Origin of the sequence: Parvularcula dongshanensis (assembly GCF_014199615.1) — a bacterium.
In the GTDB taxonomy this organism is placed as follows: Bacteria; Pseudomonadota; Alphaproteobacteria; order Caulobacterales; family Parvularculaceae; genus Parvularcula; species Parvularcula dongshanensis.
This window is the reverse complement of the sequence record NZ_JACHOB010000007.1, coordinates 115,683-131,163: the sequence shown is the minus strand read 5'-3', so window position 1 is coordinate 131,163 and position 15,481 is coordinate 115,683. Positions and strand designations below refer to the sequence as shown.

Here is a 15,481-nt window from a genome sequence, read left to right as displayed (position 1 = left end):
GGTTGGTCATATTCCGGCAATGGCGGCGGTGTCGAAGACCTCGACCTCGTCCTGGACTTCGACCCCGCGCGTCTGTCGCCTTGGGGTGAGCGCCTCGTGAACGGACCGGGCGGCTTGAGAGAAACGTCCCGGCTTGCGAGTGTATTTCTGGCAGCGGAAAGTATGAACGCACTGACCGCCCCAGCCCGCCAGAGGACACTTACACCGCGCCGCATCAAAGGCATGCCCTGGATGAAGTGAGTTTCCGAGTTAGCGACTACGGCCAGTTCTGTGCTAAGAAATCATCGTGCGTTGGCAGGCCGTCCACGCGTTGCTTCACCCCCGCGCGGATACGCATCAAGCGAAAGCGCAGTTCCTCATCTGAAAGACTCTCCGCGACTGGATGGATGTTGCCAGGTAGGCGTCCTTGCCCTGAGAGAATGAAGAACCAATCATCGTCTTTGAAGAACTCTTTATCGTCGGTGAGAACTTCCCCCCGCCGGTCGAACCGGTCGAGCCTCGCTCTCAGCGTGTCCGGAACGTCGTACTGTCTGACGTAGGACCAGAACGGCGAGTCGTCCCGTTCACCCTGATGATAGTGCGCGATGAGGAAGTCGCGAATGGTCGTGAAGTGGAACGTCATCGCCGTGTTGAACTGCGCGGCAAGGTCTTCCTCCTCTGTATAACGGGGAAAAACCTCCATAAGCTTGCCGATCGCTATCTGAATGAGGTGGATCGACGTCGACTCCAGAGGCTCGAGGAAACCACCAGAGAGACCAATCGCGACGCAGTTCTTGATCCACCCTCGCCGACGCATGCCAGTCGTGAAACGCAGCCGCCCCGGCTCGGACGTTGGCGTTCCTTCGATCCTGCTAAGAAGGAGGCGCTCGGCTTCATCGTCGTCCATGAACGAACTGGCGTAAACGTGACCGTTTCCGGTCCTGTGCTGAAGCGGAATGCGCCACTGCCAACCGGCCGGCATCGCGGTCGCCCGCGTGTAGGGCGGCAGCTCGCCGAGCCTCGGGGTTGGTACGACCACTGCCCGGTCGGCGGGCAGCCAGCGGCTCCAGTCAGCATACCCGGCCTTCAAGACCTCTTCGATCAGGAGCCCCCGGAAGCCCGTACAGTCTAAGAAGAAGTCTCCTGATAGCGTCCGGCCATCTTCAAGGAAAAGACTTTCGATGTGTCCCGTCACAGGCGACTGGCGGACCGACGCGACCTTGCCTTCGACACGGCGAACTCCCTTTTTCTCGGCGAAAGTCCGCAGGAACGTGGCGTAGAGGACAGCGTCGAACTGGTAGGCGTAGTTGATCTTTGGCAGGCCGTCCGGTGCGCCCTGTCCTGCCGGGGCAAACTTGAAAGCACGCGCGGCTTCGGTCTCGGCGTTGAAGAGGCCGTAATCATCCGCGCCCGTCATCGCTCGCCAGCGCATCCAGTAGTGAGGGAAACCGATCCCTTCGATGCTGTTTCCCAACCGTCCGAAGGGATGGAAGTACTGTTCCTTCTCCCTGCCCCATCCGCGGAATTCGATGCCGAGCTTGAAGGTCGCCTTCGTCCGTTCGACGAAGTCGCGTTCATTGATGCCGAGCCCCTGATTGAATAGCAGGATCGGCGGTACCGTTGCCTCGCCGACCCCTACCGTCCCGATCGCCTCGGACTCAACCAGCGTAATCGTGTACCGCCCGATGCCCAGAAGGCGAGCGAATGCCGCAGCGGTCATCCAACCGGCCGTTCCGCCCCCGACGATCACGATGTCCTTGATGGGTGCCGGGCCGGCCATCAGCCGAGAAAGCCGCTTGGCGCCGCGTAGAGATCGACCTGCGCCTGTACCGTCGGCATCGATTCGACCGCGAGCGCGATCGTCCTGAGAAGCGACTGAAACGTCTCGATCTGCTTCTCGTTCGCGACGAAGTCCACACGCGGATCGTATCGCTCGGGCATCAGCCCGTGCCCAAGGAAGGAGGCGATCCAATTCTCACGCGCGAAGGTCTCCTGCGACAACATGGGTACGTTGCCGCGTTGTCTGAACAGGTCGAGCTTGTACTGAAGGTCGTTAGGAAGCTCCGCTTCCCGCACGGCGTTCCAGTAGGGATCCTCGAAGCGCCCGTTCAAGGCGTAGTGGGCGATTTGGAAGTCGCGCAGGCGCTTTGCTTCTTGAGTAAGAAGGTCGTTGTATGCCTTTGCTTCCGGCATGACCTCAGCTTCAACCGGGAAAAGAGTGGTGAGTGCCGATAAGCCTGCTTGGACGAAGGCGAACGGCACTGCGTCGAGCGGCTCGAGCGAAACCGCTGCGCTACCGATCGCAAGGCAGTTCGACACCCAATGACGACGACGGCTGCCCGCTTCGAAGGAAGAGACGACGGCATCGCCCTCGACGGGGATACCGGTGATGGCGGAGAGACTAGCGGCCATCTCGTCATCGCTGACAAACTCATCGCTGTAGACTGCGCTGACCGCGGTTCGGTTCTGAAGCGGGTAGAGCCCTGTCCACCCCGCCCGGAAGGCGGCGATCTGGGCAAACGCAGGAAGAGGCACAAGTTCCTTGCCAGACGCTGTGATCATCCTCGTTGCTGGCAGCCAGCGGGACCAGGACTGGAACGTGTCCCTCTCGTCCTCTACCGCACGCAAGAGGAGGGCCTCGCTTCCGCTTGCATCGATAAAGAAGTCACCGGCCGCGTTGTGACCGGACGGCATGTCGATCGAAGCGATCCTGCCGTCGACGAGGTTCACGCGAGACACAGGCGATGCGATCGTTCGCACCCCGCCTTGTATCGCTCTCTTCCTTAAATGCTCCGCGTAAGGAACCACATCGACGTGGTAGCCGTAGCTCGCGTGAGAGAAGGCCTCGGTCTGATCGCTGACTGTTGCGAAACATCCCTGCTTCGCCGCGACCGCACCGAGACAGAAGTCCTCTATCGGTACCGTTAGGCCATTACGGCGCGCTTTGAGCCAGTAGTCGAGGAAGGGGACGCCGTAGAGGGAAACGCCCTGCGCATCGTATGCCTGCATGAAGGGCCTGCCTCCCTTCGCCCAGTCGGTGAAGCGTTGCCCGAACGCGTAGGTCGCTCCGCACCGGCCGATAAAGCTTTCTTCTGACAAACCGATGAGCCGGTGCAAGCCTTGCTGCGACGGAAGGGTCGGCTGCGCATCCACATCCTGAGCCAGGGGCGGCAGCTCAACGACTGATACGTTGACACCATTTCGGCCGACGAGCTGAAGCACGACCAGTGCCGTGAGCCAGACCGTCGCGTCACGTCCCACGAGGACGACGTCCTTCACAGGTCGGCTCACGTCAACCTCCCCGTTAGGGTCGGCTCGGCGGGACAGTAGCTTTGCAGTGTCTCGTCCATCGTCGGTAAGCGTTCAACGTCAGACGCGATCTTGTCGCGCATCTGTTCCATGTGAGCCAGCGTCCGGTCGAGCGGAATGTTATCGGCGACGGGGTCGTATCGCTGCGGCATGACGCCTTGACCGACGTAGACGGCTAGCCAGCTTGGCGCGCCGAACAGACCGTCGTCGTAGTCGTCGATGAAGCCGCGGTGGCGGAAGAGCTCGATACGCTGTTTGAGGCTATCAGGAACGTCCATGTCGCGACAGTATCGCCACAGAGCGGCGTCCCCACGCGTGCTGGCATGGTAGTGCAGGATGAGGAAGTCCCGGACGCGAGCATACTCGAGGTCCACGCGTCGGTTGAACTCCTTCGCAGCGCTGTGATCCTCCGGCTGCGTCGGTAAGAGGTCGAGGAAGTTCAGAACCGCCTGCTGGACGAGGTAGATGCTTGTGGACTCAAGCGGCTCGAGAAAGCCGCTCGCCAGGCCGATCGCGATACAGTTCTTCGTCCACGAGGACGTCCTTCGACCAGCCTTGAAGCGTAAAAAACGAGGATCGGCGAGCGGTTCGCCGTCAAGTCGGGACAGAAGCCGGCTTGCGGCTTCATCATCATCTATGTGCTCGCTTGCATAGACGTAGCCATTCCCGGTCCTGTGCTGAAGCGGAATCCGCCACTGCCAGCCTGCCTCGTGAGCCGTTGCCTTCGTATAGGGTGCGATCGGATCGACGCGCTCGCATGGTACGGCGACCGCTCTGTCGCAGGGCAGCCACTTCGTCCAATCGTCGTAAGCCGCCCCCAACGCCTCACCGATGAGAAGCGCTTTGAACCCGGAACAGTCGATGAAGAAGTCGCCTTCAATCGATCGCCCCCCCTCCAGCTGAAGCCGCCGGATCGTCCCGCGCTGAGAGTCAAGCTCGACGTTCTCGATCCGCCCTTCGGTCCGGAGAAGTCCTCGAGCGATCGCGACCTTGCGAAGATAGGCCGCGTAGAGGTGCGCATCGAAGTGATAGGCGTAGTTGTACGCCTTCTCCGTCCACGAATGCTCCGAGGGGTGGCCGAAGCGGTTCTGCCGACTCGCGACGATGCCGTAGCTGAACTCTTCGAGCGACCAATCGCGCCCCGCCTGCCGGGATCGGACCCATTGCTGATGGAAACGAGTGCCGCCAATGTTGCCGCCATAGCTCGAGAAGGGATGAATGTAGGCGGACCCCTTGTGGCCCCAGTCCACGAACTCGATGCCGAGCTTGAAGGTGGCGTTGCTGTTCGCCATCAGTTCGGCCTCATCGAGGCCGAAGGTCTCATTGAAGGCCCAGAGCTGAGGAAGCGTGGCTTCACCGACGCCAACCGTACCGATCGCTTCGGACTCCACCAACTCGACTTGATACCGGCTCTTTGGAAGTGCGGAGGAGAGCGCAACGCCCGTCATCCAGCCCGCCGTTCCGCCCCCCACGATGACGATTCTCATGGCTGCCTTTCCGGGCGGCGGCACACCGCCTCCTCACGCATAACGTCGTTCTTTTAACTTAGCGCTGCCTGTCAACGCGACCTGAGGGAACCTCGAAACGAACGCGCCGCCCCGGGGGCGGCGCGCTGTTACTCTGTGCAGGGAGGCGGCCTCAAAACTTGGTCCGAAGGCCAAGGGTGTACCGGCGGTCGTTCTGGAAGTACCCAGTTGGTAACAGCAACGCGCCTTCGCTTAGATCGGTAACCTGCTGCCGGGTTTTAGTCTTCGTGTTGAGAAGGTTCTGGGCAGACAGGCTGAGTTCGAAGTTGTCGTTTAGCCGGTAACGTAACGAGCCGTCTAGAAGACCCTGGTCGTCATTCCAAACAGGATAAGCAACACAACAGTCCACGACTGTGACAAGATATTCAGATCTCCAGTTGTAGGCGAGCCGGGCTGCGAATGGACCTTTTTCGTACAGACCGACGAGGTTGTAGGCATGCTCGGACAGACCCTCAAGTGCACCCGTTTCGTAAGTGCCGCCTGAGAACTGTTCGGTACCCTCCCCAGCCGTCGCAGCCGGTTGGGTGTTCTGGATGCCACTGTTGTCGATGTAAGAGTAGTTCGCCTGTACCCCGAATCCATCTAAGGGTGTCGGCAGAAAATCGAAGAACGTTTGATAAGCGACCTCGAAGCCCTTGATCGACGCTCCATCGCCGTTGATCGGACCACGCGTATCAACGGTCCGAGTTATTCCGTTTACCGTAACTTCGCGGTTGTACCGGTCAGTCTGAATATAGTCGTGGAACTTCTTATAGAAGCCAGCGAGCGTAAACGATCCTACGTCCGAGAAGTACCATTCGAAAGAGACGTCGAACTGATCTGCAGTAACAGGCTCAAGGTAGGGATTCTGGCCCGATGCGGTATAGATCGGATCGATCCCTATGATTTCTCCATTCTCGTCTGTGATGTAACTCGGATCGCCCTCGTTTGAAGGAAGGCTAACACCGATACTGGCGTAGTTCCGCAGCTGCCCGAAGTCCGGTCTTGACATCGCTCGTGACGCAGCAAATCGGAGGATGAACTCATCCGTAAGATCGAACTTGATGTTCGCGCTTGGCAGCCAGTGATCGTGTTTCGCTTCGGCTGTCGTGAGCGAGCTACCTCCGAGAGAGAAGCGGATGTCGTCCTCACTGAGGTAACAGCCGTTGCTAAACGGAATCTCGGGCGGCAGCACTTCGCCTGTGGGCTCACCATCAGGTCCAGTTACTTCACGTGGCGGGTTCGGAACGCAGATGACATTATCGACTGCCCGCTCATCAGGTTCAATCGTGCCGCTGAGATCAAGGTCCTGAAAGAGGTCGTTACCCAGTTGCGGAAGATCGATGCCTCCAGAGGACGAGTTGATAGTGTGGACGTACCTGACACCAATGTTTCCAGAGAAAGGTACTCCGAAAAGCTGCGCTTCGGAGCCGCCGAAATTAAGCTGCGCATAGCCAGCATAGGTTTCTTCTTCGACGTTCGCAAGTTCCGCGGGCGTGTAGCAGGTACCGGCCACCTCATCGATCCGATCCCCCGTATTCGAGCAGATTGGATCCCACCCAGCCCCGGCAATATCGAAGCCGAGTGCGCTCGCCCCTAGGGCGCCCGCGAGTTGCTCCTTGTCCTGAGCGACGTCCATGTCGAAGAACATGAAAGCGTTTGCGCCGTTGAGAAGGCCGCCGCCAAAGAAGCCTCCGTCCCACAGGCGGCGGTCGAGGGTATCTGGGTAACCGTTGAAGTTTATGCCGGGAGGACCGTCGACAGTCGAGCCATCCGGCAAGGGCCGCCGTGCGGCATAATTGCCGAAGTCCGCAGGCGGATCGAACCGATTGATATTGTAGATGTGGCCTCGGGCCTGCCAGGTTGCAGCCCCCATGCTTTGCCAGTTGTAAGCTGAGTTCTGAATATCCTGCTGACGATTAGCGTATCGAGTACCGACTTTGATCGAGCTCAGCCACCCATTGTCGATATCGTATTCAGCGTCACCACGAAAAGCGTACTCTTCACCCGTGCTCTCCTCGATATGATCCATAACGTACTGATAGCGGTAGCTGTCAGGCCGCTCGAGATAGCCGTTCGTGACCCCCATGTTCGGCGGTGTCTCGAGCGTCAGAACTGGTAGATCACCCGTGTAGTCGACGGCCTGCTGAGCATAGGTCTCGAACGCAATCTCGATGTCGTAGTTATCGACAGAGGCGTCGATCCACTGCGCATCGAAGTTGAACCGCAACCGGTCAGTTGGCGCGTACTTCAAATTGAAGCCGATATCCTGCGTGACGTTCTTGTTATTGTTCGAACGGGTGCGTGTCCCGAACCTCGCACCTCGTTGCGATAGTGGGCTAACCGGATTTTCACCTCGATCAGTCGAATACTGTCCGTAGCATCCTTGCCAATTGTAGCATTGGGTAAAGAGAGGTTCCCCGCTGTCGAGAAGAGCAAAGTAGCCCGTCCAGTCCCCTGCGTTGGGATCTGGATTGCCCGTCCAGGAGGTGTTGTCGCCAACCAAAGTCCCTGTTTGCAGGAATCCGTCTTCATCGAACGTTAGGTTGGTACCGAGCAAGGCTTGCGGAATTGTGTCGTACCGAGCAATCGCTTCGCCGGGGGTAACCGTGTAGTCCAAGGCTCGGCTATAGGAGATATCCGCACCATACGCCGCCTCGAGGACATACTCCTCCCAGGCGTTCTGATATTCTGATCGGTTGTACTGAAGTGTGGCGAGCCACTTACGGTCGTTGTCTTGCCATTGTCCGGCCAATGCGACGCCGGTCCGCTCGCGATCATATTCGTTATCTCGGAGGATGTGCCGCTCGGGAAGATAAGTAAGGCCATCTTGGAACACATCCTCAGCCAACCACATGCGGTAGAGCTGAACGCCCTCCGTGCGGGTGTTCACCTTAGAATAGGCAACGTTCGCCAGTATCCCGAACTCGCCAATACTGGTCTCAAAACGGTTCGAATACAAACCGGAGACTTCCGGTGTTACCGACTCCGCGAGATCGTTGTAATTTGCACTTCCGGAGATTGATATCAGTTGCCCCGGCTGATCAAAAGGAGTTCGCGTCCGGAGATTGACTGTGCCCGCGATGCCGCCTTCGATCAGTTCAGCCATCTGATTCTTATACGTGTCGACCCCGCCCATGAGCTCAGGCGATACGTCCCCGAAAGAGAGACCACGCGACGAGTTGGCCGAGAACGAATCCCTGCCGTTAAACTCAGATCGAACTTGTTGAAGACCGCGAACAATAACCCCTGACGGCTCCGCCGAGAAGTGTGCCGTGTCACCGGAGGCAGCGAACCTACTAACCGTAACGCCTGCGACGCGCTGCAGAGCTTCGGCGACCGATTTGTCAGGGAAGGAGCCTATGTCCGTCGCGGTGATAGAGTCGACGATAGTATCAGCGTTACGCTTGATGTCCTGTGCGGATTTAAGCGAACTGCGAACCCCTGTAACGACGATGACGTCGGAATCATCAGGCGTGGCGTTGTCGATGTCGTCGACATTCTCGATTTCATCGACATCATCTTGGGCGAGCGCCCCGAGCGGCGCAAATCCGAGCACAGCCGTACCAACGGCAACGCATGACGCAGTCCCCATCATCCACCTACGCGAGTGAGCCAACGATCTAATCCCCTTCATCGATATGTTCTCAACCGCCACACCACAACGATGCAACGTCGTTTCACGCACAAGTTGATTCGGGATCGGATAGCTACGAGTTTAAAGTGACTCGGGCGATGTCAGTCGCAGGTTTCGAGTCTAACAAGTATGCCTTTTCAATACCTTCTGAACTCTAACGGTTCAGCTGGGTACGCTTCCAGCCCCGAGCGCGCGTTGGCGTTCATCACTAGACTCTCGCCGTTTCACCGGAAAGGCAAGCCTCGCCGCGCATAAATGTGCGAGCGTTTCACCCTCTTCGGTTGGTGTGGCTTTGAAGTTACGTCAGGAAGACTGGCGCTAAGTATAGCATCCTTCTCCCTTGCCCCAGATTAGGAGGGTTTATGAAACGAGTTACCTCAAGCGGCGCGACGAATCCGGCGGCCTTGCGCCAGGTCTTGGAGATTGGCGAGCCGGCGATCTTTCGCGGCCTCGTTCGCGACTGGCCGATCGTGCAGGCGGCTCTGCAATCGCACAAAGCGGTCCTGAACTACCTCCGGCAGTTCGACCGAGGGCATAGCCTGACGACCATGCTGGCACCGCCGGAACTCAAGGGAAGGTTCTTCTACAACGAGGACGTCACAGGCTTCACCTTCAAGCACGGCGATGCCCGGCTGAGCGCTGCGCTCGACTTCCTTGCCAACGCCGCCGGCCGAAGTGATGCGCCAGCCATGGCGGTCCAATCAGTTCCTGTACGGCAGAACCTTCCCGGCTTCGAGGAAGCGCATCCTATGCCGCTCCATGACGAGCCGGTCGAACCGCGCATCTGGATCGGGAACCGCGCGATCGTCGCTGCGCATCACGACCACTCGGAGAACGTCGCCTGCTGCACCGCGGGCCGACGGCGCTTCACCCTCTTCCCCCCGGACCAAGTCTCGAACCTCTATCAGGGTCCGTTCGAGCTGACGCCAGCCCGGGCGACGATCAGCATGGTGGATTTCCGCAACCCCGACCGGGAGAAATTCCCCCGCTTCGACGAAGCGCTGGCGCATTCGCTAGTCGCAGACCTTGAGCCGGGAGATGCCCTCTACGTCCCCTACCTTTGGTGGCACCACGTCGAAGCGTTTGACGACGTCAACATCCTCGTGAACTACTGGTGGCAACCCGACGGCAAGGTCAGCGGTCATCCGCGCGACGTGCTGATGCACGCGATGATCACCATTCGGCAGCTTCCCCCCGCTCAGCGCGCGGCATGGAAGGCGATGTTCGATCACTACATCTTCGAAGAGAACGGCCCCGTTGCCGACTACCTGCCGCCTGAGCGGCGCGGTGTGATGGGCGAGTTGGACGATACCATGATCCGCCAGCTTCGCACGGCGCTAGCGAGAAGCTTGATGACTAAGGTCTGAAATTCAGTTTTGACACCCGGTTGATGTTTCAATTGCAGGTTTCCGAAAGCCAGCCTTTTCCCAGACTGGATAGGTAAGATCGCCTTCCGGTACGACCTCCATTTTAGAACATGTACAGTATCCTGTCTCCTTCGCAGTGGTCCCGACTGTATGTTCGGATCGAGCTTGTAACGGAAGCAGCTTGAACGCAAACGGCAGGGCCCGGAGGACATAGGGAAACCCAGCGAGGCGGAGTCTTACTCACGCGAGATCCTACATTTTGTAATCGCATCAGGTCGACCCAACGACGCCGCTCAAGGAGACCGTCGGGGCGCTCGCTCAAATCCCCTGGCAGGGCAAGGCACCCTACGTCGGCATCAACTCCTACTAACCGGAACTCACACGGCGAGCCGCCTCGCTCCTCGCGGAGGGAGGCGTACCGCTCCTGATCTATCAGCCGAGCTACTCCATGCTCAACCGTTGGATCGAGGACGGGCTCCTGGACACGCTCAGAGCGCTCGGCGTGGGCTGCATCGGCTTCTCGCCGCTGGCCCAGGACCTCCTGACAGGCAAGTGCCTGAACGGGACGCCCGACGAGGCTCACGCTGGTGCCGACGGCTCGTTCAGCGACTGCATGCTGAGCGGCGAGAATCTCGGCCAGACCAGGTCGCCGAACGAATCTAGGCGCGGGCGGAGCTTCATGCAGATGGCGATCGCCTAGGCGCTGCGCCCTCCCCCCGCGTGACGTCGGCCCTGTCGGCGCACGGACGGGCGAGCAGATGGACGACGGGCTCGGCGCGCAGGCCCGTCTCGCTTTCTCGGCCGATGGGCTTTGGGATATCGACCGCTACGCGAAAGCTGGCCGCGCCGAACCTCCGGACCGGCAGCCCGGGCATCGCTGAGCTGCCGGCCCGCCCGCGTCCCTGAGGCGAGCCGACAGACCCGAATTATTGGGGCGGATCGTAGCTCGCCGGCAGCGTGCTCGCCGACAGCTCTACCGTCGCCGTCCCGACGATGTCGACGGACGACGTGCCGAGCAGAATGCGATACTCGCCCGCAGTGGTAATCCATCCGCCCCCGTCCGCGTTCCAAGTCGCCAGAAGGCGTGGGTCGACCGAAAGCTCGACCTGCGTGCTGTCGCCGGCCTCAAGCTCGACCTTCTCGTATGCGCCGAGCCGCTTGGGTGCCTCCCACCCGCTGCCGGCGACGTAGACCTGCGCTACGTCCTTCCCGGCCCGTTCGCCTCGGTTCGTCACGGTGAAGCGAACGCTGACGCCCTGTCCGGCTGCCGCCGCCTCGAGCCCGTCATAGGCGAACGCCGTGTAGCTGAGGCCGTGCCCGAACGGGAACAACGGCTCGAGGCCGTTGGCGTCGTACCACTTGTAGCCGACCGCCGCCCCTTCGTCGTAGATCACGTCCCCAGGCTGCGGATGCTGTGTCCGGGGCAGCTGCTCCCGGCTGGCCGGAAAGGTCGCTGGTAGGTGGCCCGACGGGTTCACCACGCCGAACAGCAAGTCGGCGATCGCCGCGCCGCCCTCCGTGCCAGGGAACCATGCTTCGAGGATGCCGGCGACGTCTCCCGCCCAGGGCATGAGGACCGGCCCGCCCGTTTCGAGTACCACGACCGCGCGGTCGTTCGCCTCGGCGACGGCGGCGATCAGCGCGTCCTGGTCGTTCGGTAGTTCGAGCGTCGTGTCCTCAGACTCCGTCGCCCACTGCGTCGCGAAGACGAGCACGATGTCGCTCTCGGCTGCGAGGGCAGCGGCCGCCTCCACGTCCTCGCCCGAGACGAAGCGGACCTCCGCGTCCGGCGCGCGGCGCCTGATCTCTTCGAGCGGCGAGGAGGGGTAGTAGACGACCGGCCCAGGCCAGCTCGTCGGCTCGAGACCCGGCACGGCGTTCCCGCCGACGGGGTAGACCTGTGAGGAGCCGCCGCCCGACAGGACGCCCTTGTCCGCGTGTCCGCCGATGACGGCGATAGAGGCGGCGTCCGGCGAGAGCGGCAGGATGCCGCCCTCGTTCTTGAGCAGGACCGCCCCCTCGGCAGCGCCAGCTTGAGTTATCGCTGCATGGGCATCGAAGTCGATCTCCTCTATCTCGACGGGATCGTCGAACAGGCCCTTATCGATCATTGTCCGGACGATCCGTGTGACCATCTCGTCGAGGCGGGCCTGAGGGACAGTACCCTCGGAAACTGCGCGCTTCAGCGGCTCGCCGAAGTAGGGCTCGTCGTCGAAGGGGAAGCCCGACTCCTGCTCCAGCCCGGCATTCGCCGCGGCGACCGTGCTGTGAACCGCGCCCCAGTCCGACAGCACGTAGCCGCGATAGTCCCAGTCCTCGCGCAGGACCTTGGTCAGCAGGTACTCGTTCTCGCAAGAGAACGTGCCGTTCACCTGATTGTAGGCGCACATGACGGCGCCGGGGTCCGCCTGCTCGAAGGCGAACTCGAAAGCTAAGAGGTCGGAGACGCGCAAGGCCGCATCGTCCGCCACCGAGTTACCGCCCGACCGGTCCGTCTCCTGATCGTTCACCGCGAAGTGCTTGATGGTGGAGATGATGCGGTTGGACTGAATGCCCGCGATCTGCGCACCAACGATCGTGCCTGCTAGAAGGGGGTCCTCGCCGCCATACTCGAAGTTGCGTCCGTTCTCGGCCTCGCGCAGCAGGTTCACGCCGCCCGCCAGCATGACGTTGAAGCCCGAGGAGCGCGCTTCGGACCCGATCATCGCGCCGGCCTTGTAGGCGAGGTTGGGGTTCCACGTCGCCGCGGTCGCGATGCCCGAAGGCAGTGCCGTACGCTCCCGCTTCTTAGCCGCCCCGCCCTGCGTCGCGACCCCGACGCCAGCATCGGTCTGCCACTGTGGCGGCACGCCAAGACGGGGAATGCCAGGCACGTAGCCCGCCGAGCCCTGCCGAGCCTCTTCGGGCGCCTCGTAGTCGTCGGGGGGAAAGTCCGTGCCGAAGTAGCCGAAGACAAGCGTCAGCTTCTCCTCCTGCGTCATCTCGGCGACCAGCGCGCTTGCCCGCTCGTCGGGCGACGAGGAGGCGTTCATCCACGGCTGGTCGGCGCGTTCGACCGAGGGCTGCGGCCCGGCCTGTCCGCCCGTTTGGGGGTCGGCGGTGTGGAGGTGCGCTGCGATCGTAAGCGCTGCGAAGGAAGTAAGCATGATGGCGACCTCGTGATTGTCAGTTCGGGCAGGAGTCGGAAGCGCTCGTCTCGGCGATGGTCGCGTCCGACAAGCCTATCGTCAGGGGGTGTTCGGTTTGAAGGCGCAGGACGGTCGTGACGTCGTCCAGGGCCGCGCCGTTCTCGCCGAAGCAGCGCAGCGGCACACGTAGTTCCGACCACCCGTCCGGCAGACGTTTCACGCGATCGGTTACGTCGAGCATGACAGAATCTTCGCCGCCAACGCCAAGCATGACCGCTCCGCCCGGCGCCACGTCGAGCCTCATTGAGACGGCTAGGACCATAGCGCCGTTGGCCTCGCGAGTGAGATCGATCGGCTCTTCGGCGCTGAGCTCCAACCAGGCCTCGCCCCGCCCGGACCACCGCACCGCCCAGGCGTCCTCCTGCCGATCCCGGTCGATGGCGGTCAGCGTTAGCGACTCGCTGCCATAGGTCGCCACCCTCTTCCCGACCACCGCGATGTGCGGCGCCTGCTCATCGCCGATCGACAGCGCGAAGCCGTTGCGCCCCCGCCCCTCGGTGAGGAAGACGCCAGGAGGCGCATCGTCGACCGGCACCTCGGCTTCGTCGAGCTGTCCCAGCATGATGTCATCTTCGTAGGTAAGCCCGTAGCCGTAGGCGAATTGCGGATCGTATCCCTCGTCGCCGACGTTCAGAGGCGTCTGGCCCGGCCGACGCGGCCAGGAGAATGACAGCTTGCCGTTGAAGTCGTGGCGGACGGCGCCGCCCGGCGCGGCCAAGAGCACGTCCGCGACGCCCGCCCCCTCGCTGCCCGGCAGCCAAGCGGCGACGAACGCGTCCGCGGCGTTGATCTGCTCGTTCACGTAGAGCGGCCGGCCGGAGATCAGCACCGCCGCCGTCGGGACGCCGGCTTCCCTCAGTGCACGAAGCACTTGCAGGCTTTCCTCGTTCTCAGTGTGCAACGCGACGTCGGCTTGGTCGCCTTGGAACTCAGCGTAGGGGTGCTCACCGAAGACGACGACGGCCGCGTCGGGTTTCTCCTTGAAGCTGCCATCGGCGCTGAAGACCGCGGTGCCGCCCGCTTCCTCGACGGCGTCGCGCAGGCCCGCCCAGATTGAGGTCGCGCCGGGGAAGTCCTCGTTCGTGTTGTCGTCGCCCTGCCAACTCAGCGTCCAGCCGCCGGACGCCTTGCCGATGTCGTCCGCGCCTGCGCCTGCGACGAGCAACCGCCCGGTGGGTTCGATCGGCAGCACGCCCGCATCGTTCTTCAGCAGGACGAGCGACTTGCGAACCGCCTCGCGCGCGATGGCGCGGTGGGCCGGCGCGCCCAAAAGGGTCTCGTCGCCCGCATGGGGTCGGCTCGACGGCAATCCCTGGTCGAAGGTGCCCGCGCGGAACTTCACTCGGAGGATGCGCCGAACCGCGTCGTCGAGCCGGTTCATCGGGATCGTGCCGTCCTCGACCTGCGCGACGAGGTTGCCGTGGAGCTCCTTCCAGTCCTGTGGAACGTTGTACATGTCGAGGCCGGCGAGAAGCGCGTCGGGGCAGTTTCCGTTCGTGCAGCCTGGGATCTGGCCGTGGGCGTTCCAGTCGCCGAACAGGATGCCATCAAAACCCATCCTCTCCTTCAGGACGTCGGTGAGAAGCCCCTTATGGGCGTGCAGCTTCGTCCCCTGCCAGCTGGAAAAGCTCGCCATGACGGCCTGCGTCCCTGCGGAGATTGCAGGCGGATAGCCTGCCCCGCCGAAATCACGCAGCCGAGCCTCGGGCGCCGGGTTGTCCCCCTGGTCGCGCCCCCCGTCGGTCCCGCCGTCGCCGAGGTAGTGCTTGGCCGTAGAGACGACATGATCGGGGTCGAGGAAGGTCTCGCCTTCACCCTGCAGACCTCGCACCATTGCGTCAGCGTAAAGCGCAACGATCTCAGGGTTCTCGGAGTAGCTCTCATAGGTGCGCCCCCAGCGGTCGTCCCTGACGACGGCGAGCGTCGGAGCGAAGGACCAGTCCATGCCGAGCGCTCGCACCTCCTTCGCCGTCGCTTCGCCGATCCGGCGGACGAGGTCCGGGTCGCGGGCGGCGCCAAGGCCGATATTGTGGGGGAAGAGCGTCGCGCCGTAGACGTTGTTGTGTCCGTGGACGGCGTCGGTCGCCCACATCATTGGAATGCGGACGGCGCCCTCTTCGACGTCGACCGAGGCTTCCCAGTAGGCGTCGATCATCGAGATCCAGTCCTCCGGTGAGGCGTGCTTGTCGCCGTTCGGGACGGACCCGCCACCGTTCTCGACGCTGCCGATGTGATAGGCGCGCACGTCGTCCGGCGTGACGGACTTCATCTCAGGCTGCACGACCTGCCCGACCTTCTCCTCCACGTTCATTCGGCCCAGCAGCTCATCAATCCGAGCTTCGACCGCCGGGTTGATCCCGATTGGACTCTCTGCGGCGGGCCAGGTTTCGGGATGGACGGGCGGCTCGGCGGCCTGGACCGCGCCGCACAGCAGCGCCGTCCCGGCGAGCATCGATCGCCTCAAAGCTTTTCGTAGCATGAGGACCCTCCCATGGG

Annotated in this window: 8 protein-coding genes and 1 pseudogene; 3 read left to right on the top strand and 6 right to left on the bottom strand. The window is 62.0% G+C overall.

The window, feature by feature from the left end:
* Positions 1 to 240, top strand: a pseudogene (locus tag GGQ59_RS14810) (cellulase family glycosylhydrolase); the annotation flags it as partial.
* 16 nt (positions 241 to 256) lie between these two features.
* Here GGQ59_RS14810 and GGQ59_RS14055 read toward each other — a convergent pair.
* The 4 genes from GGQ59_RS14055 to GGQ59_RS14040 form a co-directional block, all read right to left on the bottom strand.
* A complete protein-coding gene (locus GGQ59_RS14055) occupies positions 257 to 1,759 on the bottom strand; it encodes a tryptophan halogenase family protein (RefSeq protein ID WP_183819702.1) in 1,503 nt (500 codons plus the stop codon).
* Positions 1,759 to 3,258 carry a tryptophan 7-halogenase gene (locus GGQ59_RS14050; RefSeq protein WP_183819700.1) on the bottom strand — a complete coding sequence of 500 codons (1,500 nt, stop codon included), beginning with the start codon at positions 3,256 to 3,258 and terminating at the stop codon, positions 1,759 to 1,761. Before GGQ59_RS14050 ends, GGQ59_RS14055 begins: the two co-directional genes overlap by 1 nt.
* 8 nt (positions 3,259 to 3,266) lie before the next feature.
* Positions 3,267 to 4,775: a tryptophan halogenase family protein gene (locus GGQ59_RS14045; RefSeq protein WP_183819698.1), complete on the bottom strand. Its 1,509-nt coding sequence runs from the start codon at positions 4,773 to 4,775 to the stop codon at positions 3,267 to 3,269.
* 151 nt (positions 4,776 to 4,926) lie between these two features.
* Complete coding sequence (locus GGQ59_RS14040; protein ID WP_183819696.1) at positions 4,927 to 8,391, bottom strand: TonB-dependent receptor; 3,465 nt, start codon at positions 8,389 to 8,391, stop codon at positions 4,927 to 4,929.
* 401 nt (positions 8,392 to 8,792) lie between these two features.
* On the opposite strand from GGQ59_RS14040, the gene GGQ59_RS14035 reads away from it, so the two are divergent.
* Together GGQ59_RS14035 and GGQ59_RS15570 are read left to right on the top strand one after the other, a co-directional pair.
* Positions 8,793 to 9,797 (top strand): cupin-like domain-containing protein, encoded by a 1,005-nt coding sequence (locus GGQ59_RS14035; protein ID WP_183819694.1) that lies wholly within the window; start codon positions 8,793 to 8,795, stop codon positions 9,795 to 9,797.
* A gap of 448 nt (positions 9,798 to 10,245) precedes the next feature.
* The gene (locus tag GGQ59_RS15570; RefSeq protein WP_246408908.1) at positions 10,246 to 10,497 is read left to right on the top strand and encodes an aldo-keto reductase family protein; all 252 of its coding nucleotides are present in this window, start codon (positions 10,246 to 10,248) and stop codon (positions 10,495 to 10,497) included.
* Between the two features lie 226 nt (positions 10,498 to 10,723).
* Here GGQ59_RS15570 and GGQ59_RS14025 read toward each other — a convergent pair whose 3' ends face one another.
* On the bottom strand, positions 10,724 to 12,943 hold the full coding sequence (locus GGQ59_RS14025; protein WP_183819692.1) for a beta-glucosidase: 2,220 nt from the start codon (positions 12,941 to 12,943) through the stop codon (positions 10,724 to 10,726).
* Between the two features lie 19 nt (positions 12,944 to 12,962).
* Positions 12,963 to 15,464: a glycoside hydrolase family 3 protein gene (locus tag GGQ59_RS14020; protein ID WP_221401070.1), complete on the bottom strand. Its 2,502-nt coding sequence runs from the start codon at positions 15,462 to 15,464 to the stop codon at positions 12,963 to 12,965.
* Positions 15,465 to 15,481: the final 17 nt, after the last annotated feature.